This window comes from Kitasatospora phosalacinea (assembly GCF_000717185.1).
Classification (GTDB): Bacteria; Actinomycetota; Actinomycetes; order Streptomycetales; family Streptomycetaceae; genus Kitasatospora; species Kitasatospora phosalacinea_A.
Genome location: NZ_JNYE01000188.1, coordinates 1 through 4,599 on the forward strand (window position 1 = coordinate 1; position 4,599 = coordinate 4,599).

At 69.3% G+C, this 4,599-nt stretch carries 5 protein-coding genes and 1 pseudogene; all 6 read left to right on the forward strand.

The annotated features are described in order from the left end of the window. A pseudogene (locus OO57_RS37160) lies at positions 1-201 on the forward strand (hypothetical protein); the annotation flags it as partial. Next, the gene (gene cas6e / locus OO57_RS37165; protein WP_033257281.1) at positions 183-824 is read left to right on the forward strand and encodes a type I-E CRISPR-associated protein Cas6/Cse3/CasE; all 642 of its coding nucleotides are present in this window, start codon (positions 183-185) and stop codon (positions 822-824) included. The pseudogene OO57_RS37160 and the gene cas6e, both read left to right, overlap by 19 nt. Positions 825-869: 45 nt before the next feature. Beyond that, positions 870-2,459: a Mu transposase C-terminal domain-containing protein gene (locus OO57_RS37170; protein ID WP_051778740.1), complete on the forward strand. Its 1,590-nt coding sequence runs from the start codon at positions 870-872 to the stop codon at positions 2,457-2,459. Next, positions 2,456-3,274 (forward strand): ATP-binding protein, encoded by an 819-nt coding sequence (locus OO57_RS37175; protein WP_033257282.1) that lies wholly within the window; start codon positions 2,456-2,458, stop codon positions 3,272-3,274. Before OO57_RS37170 ends, OO57_RS37175 begins: the two co-directional genes overlap by 4 nt. A 343-nt stretch (positions 3,275-3,617) precedes the next feature. Further along, positions 3,618-3,857 carry a DUF397 domain-containing protein gene (locus OO57_RS37180; protein WP_033257284.1) on the forward strand — a complete coding sequence of 80 codons (240 nt, stop codon included), beginning with the start codon at positions 3,618-3,620 and terminating at the stop codon, positions 3,855-3,857. Between the two features lie 137 nt (positions 3,858-3,994). Further along, entirely contained in the window at positions 3,995-4,558 is a 564-nt protein-coding gene (locus OO57_RS41930) for a helix-turn-helix domain-containing protein (RefSeq protein WP_158715378.1), read from the forward strand. The last annotated feature ends 41 nt before the right edge of the window (positions 4,559-4,599 follow it).

A 4,599-nucleotide genomic window follows, 5' to 3' on the forward strand; every position in this document is an offset into this window, starting at 1 on the left:
CCGCCCACCCGCCCGGACCACCGCTACAGCGAACTGCCTGCCGAACCAGTCGATTTCACCTCCCACCACCGCCTCCACCTGCCCCGGCCGCTGTGGCGCACCACCGAATCGCTCCCCGCCCACCTCTACGCCGGCCACCGTCCGCTCGACGCCCTCACTCGCTACGTGCTCAAGGACACCCCGTGCCCGAGTTCACCCTGACCCGCATCCGCCTCAACCCCCACCACAAGATGGTCCGGGCCGACCTCGCCGACCCCGTCCGCCTCCACCGCACCCTCATGCGCCTGGCCCCCGACCACCTCGGCACCAGCCCCCGCCGCGAAGCCGGCCTGCTGTTCCGCCTCGACCGCGACAGCGAACCCGTCCTCCTCGTCCAGATGGCCGGCCACCCCCAACTCGCCGCACTGCCACCCGGCTACGGCACCGCCCACCACCACACCCTCACCGCCATGCTCCACGCCCTCACCCAAGGCACCCCCGTCCGCTACCGCATCACCGCCAACCCCACCACGTACAAACCCAGCCCCATCCCCGCCGAAGGGCGCCGCCCACGCGGCACCCTCACCGCCCTGACCGGCACCGCTGCCACCGCCTGGTGGCACCGCCACTCCACCCAGGCAGGACTGGACATCCTCACCACCACCGCAACCCCCCAACCCGGCCCCCGCCACAACCCGGACGACCCTCGACCCTTCCACCCCCTGACCCGCTTCGACGGCACCGCCCGCATCACCGACCCCGACCTGCTGCGCACCGCCGTCACCAGCGGCATCGGCCGCGCCAAGGCCTACGGCGCGGGCCTGCTCAGCCTCGCCCCCGCCTGATGCGCCCACCTTGCCCGACACCGCTGCACCCGGAGACGAGCACCCGTGCCCACCGACCGACCCCGCCCCGAACCCCCGGCGGACCTCACCACCCTGCGCGCCGCATCCGTACGCCGCCTGCTCCACCTCAAAGACATCGGTACCCTCACCGGCGACCACATCAAGACCGTCGCCGACACCTACGACGTCGACAGGCGCACCGTCCAGCGCTGGATCGCCAACGCCCTCGCCAACAACGGCACCTACACCCCCGCAGGCCGCCTCCGCTTCACCCTCACCCCCGCCATGCACGACGCCGTCGCCCGATGGCACGGCAACGCCACCGCCGCCTACCGCGAACTCAAAGCCGAAGCGAAGCCCGATGACGCGCCACTGCCCTCCCGGGCCACCTTCCACCGCGCCGTCAACCGGGAACTCACCCCCGGCCGCCGGGCCGGCCTGCGCGGAGGCGAAAGGGCCCGCCGCCGCTACAGCATCCACGGGACCCGCCCCCGCACCTGGCGCAACGACACCTGGGAAACCGACCACATGCAGGCCGACGTCAAGGTCGACATCGACGGCAATCTGCGCAAACCCTGGATCACCTGGTTCGTCGACTGCGCCACCAGCGCCATCTGCGGCATGGCCGTCACCCCCCAGTACCCCACCCGCGAGTCCATCCTCGTCGCCCTGCGCGACGCCCTGCTGCGCGACGACCGGCACGGGCCCTTCGGCGGCCTGCCCACCTACATCCGCGTCGACGGCGGCAAGGACTTCCTCAGCACCACCGTCGGCAACGCGCTGGGCGCCTTCGCCGTCGAGATGACCCCCCTTCCCCCCTACCACCCCGAACTGAAAGGCACCGTCGAAGCAGTCAACGGCGCGATCCAGACCACCCTCCTGCCCTCCATGCCAGGCCACACCAAACGCCCGCGCCTCATCAACGGCAAACACGCCGACGACGAGAACAGCCACCTCACCTTCCAGGAGTTCGTCGCAGCCGTCCGCACCTGGGTCTCCTGGTGGAACCACGAGAACACCATCGACTCCCTCAACGGCCGAACCCCCGCCCAGGCATGGGCTGATGACCTCACACCCATCTACGACGTCAACACCGAGGACCTGCACACCTTCACCCTCGAACGCCACGGCACACCGCTGACGATCAACAACGACGGAGTCCGCTGGAGAAAACGGCGCTACATCGCCGACTGGATGGAGGGACTGGTGGGCACCAAAGTCCACCTGCGCCACCTGCTCCACCACGACCACACCGTCGAGCTGTACGACATCGACACCGGCAAGCACCTCGGCTCCGCCACCCTCTCCGACCAGGCCGGCCCCCACCTGATCCGCGCCATCCAACGCACCCGCCGACGCGAAGCCGACCGCCTGCGCGCCCAACTCAAAAGCGTCGAGAAGAACCGCATCACCCGCTACGCCGCGGCCTCCACCCCCGCACCGCCCCTGCAACTGGGCGCCACCACCCACCAGGAGGCCCAGCAGCAACTACGCGACCTCGACACCGCCCACACCACCGACACCGACCACGACCCGGCCGACTTCATCACCCCGCCCCAGCTCACCGGCCCTTGGACCAGCCCCCTCGACCCACCCGCAACCGAGAAGAACACCCCGGCCAAGGAGCAGCCGTGAACGACCACCCCGACCGCCCCGCCACCGCCCCCGAACACCGGCCGGGGCGGATCCCCGCCGAGAGCCACGACCACTACCTGCGCCTGAACGGCGCCAACGCCATCGGCACCCTCGCCGCCCGCACCACCCACGCCGACATCGAGAAGACCATCACCCGGCGCTCCATGATGTGCATCCACGGCGACGTCGGACTCGGCAAGACCTTCGCCGTCCACGCAGCCCTGCGCGCCCTCGCCCCCCACACGCTGCGCCTGCAGTTCCGCCAAGGGGCCAACATGAGCGAGATCCGCGGTGCGCTGTGGCGCGCCCTGGCCCTGGACGGCGAAGCCCCGCAGTCCAGCGACGGAGCAGACCAGGCCATCATGGGCGCACTCGCGAAGGAGCCCCGCGTCCTGCTCTGCGACGAGGCGCACTGGCTCAGCCCCACCGCACTCGAGTACTTCCTCTACCTGTGGAACGACGACGCCACCGAGATGGCCGTCGTCTTCGTGGGCGCGGAGAACACCCGCCAGAAGATCCTCCAACGCCGGGCGCTCGCCTCACGCGTCCACACCTGGCAGCAGTTCAAGCCCCTGTCCCCGAAGGAGGTCCTGAGCGCCATCCCCGTCTACCACCCGATCTGGCGCGACGCGGACCCACAAGAGCTCATTCTCTTCGCCGACGACAGCTGCCACGGCAACTTCCGCAACTGGGCCAAACTCACCTCCCACATCCAGGACGCCACGGACGAGGACCCCTCGCGCGCACTCACCCGCGACCTCATCCGGTGGGCACTCGCGAAGACGAACAGCTCCATCCGCAGGACCGAGGTCTGACCGAACCGGAAAAGGAACCAGGTGCTCCGCTTCCGCTGCCTCCCGGTGCAGGGCAGCGGCAGGCGGCCCCGTGTGCGGCGCAGCGGCCGCCGGGTCTCCCGGGCGGGGGACAGGGACCGGACCGCCTCTGGAAAATAATATTTGAGTGCATTCCCAATTCCCTGCTGTGAATTATTGTAATTTTTTCTCCCGAAATTCCGTTCGGGTGACGGGTGCAATAACGGCTGGCATTCGGGTCTCTGGGGTGCTGCAATTGCAGCACCCCGGAGACGGCCGCGCGGCGGTCTCGGCCGTAGATGCGACGCCGGGGTCGTCTGTCGTGTACGTCGGAAAGGGAGGTCACATGCAGGGCTTCACCAACGGGATGCCGGCCGGGGCGATCGAGGGTGCCATCTGGATCAAGGCCGAGGAGAGCCACGGGAACGGAGGGGACTGCGTCGAACTCGCGGGCCTTCCGACGGGAGGCGTCGCCGTGCGCAACTCCCGGGACCCCGAAGGGGCCGCACTGGTCTTCACCCGCAGCGAGATCAGGGCGTTCCTCGGCGGTGCCAAGCAGAGCGAGTTCGATCATTTGATCGCCTGAAGGGCAGCTTCGACGCAATACCTTCGCCGGGTGGAATGATCTGACCGGCAGGTTATTCGGTGCATCGGCGCGCGGGCCCCGCATATGGGATGATGAGGCCCTTTGCAGGGCCAGACGAGTTCCCGTACGGAGTCCGCGTGCCAGCCACTTCCGAAATCCCCCAACCACCCGCCGGCAAGAGTGGTGCAGGAACGGCTGGAAAGGAGAGCGGACACTGGCCGGCGGCCCTTGAAGACGCGGACACTGCGTGCCGCCCGAACGTCCTCCTGCTGCACCACCAGGCCGGGCAGGCGTCGGCGGGCAGCCCCACGGCGGACCGGGTGGTCCTGGGAGTGCGCCTTCGCCGGGCACGCGACCGCAAAGGCCTCGGGCTCGACCGCGCCGCCCAGCGCGCAGCCTGCCCGTCCCTGTCCTACTCCACCCTCTCGCGCCTGGAGACAGCGAAGGCGCCGGCCACGGCCGAGATCGTCGAAGCCCTCGCCGACGTCTACGAGGTGGATGAGCAGGAGAGGCGCAAACTGCTGGAACTGGCCGCGAGCAGCCAGCGGCCGGACTGGTTCGACGCGGAGCCGTTCGCCGGGTCGGTCCCCCGCTTCTACCGCACCTACCTCGGACTCGAGCCCGTCGCTGACGAACTGCGCTCCTTGAGCTGCACTGATCTTCGTGGAGTCCTTGAAGCCTGGGTTACGATCCAGGCGTAAGGAGAACCACCTGCAGTGCCAGCACCACGTAAGTACCCCGA

Coding starts and splice junctions, on each gene's coding strand:
- OO57_RS37180 (WP_033257284.1), top strand. CDS start 3,618: ATGCAGGGCTTCACCAACGGGATGCCGGCCGGGGCGATCGAGGGTGCC.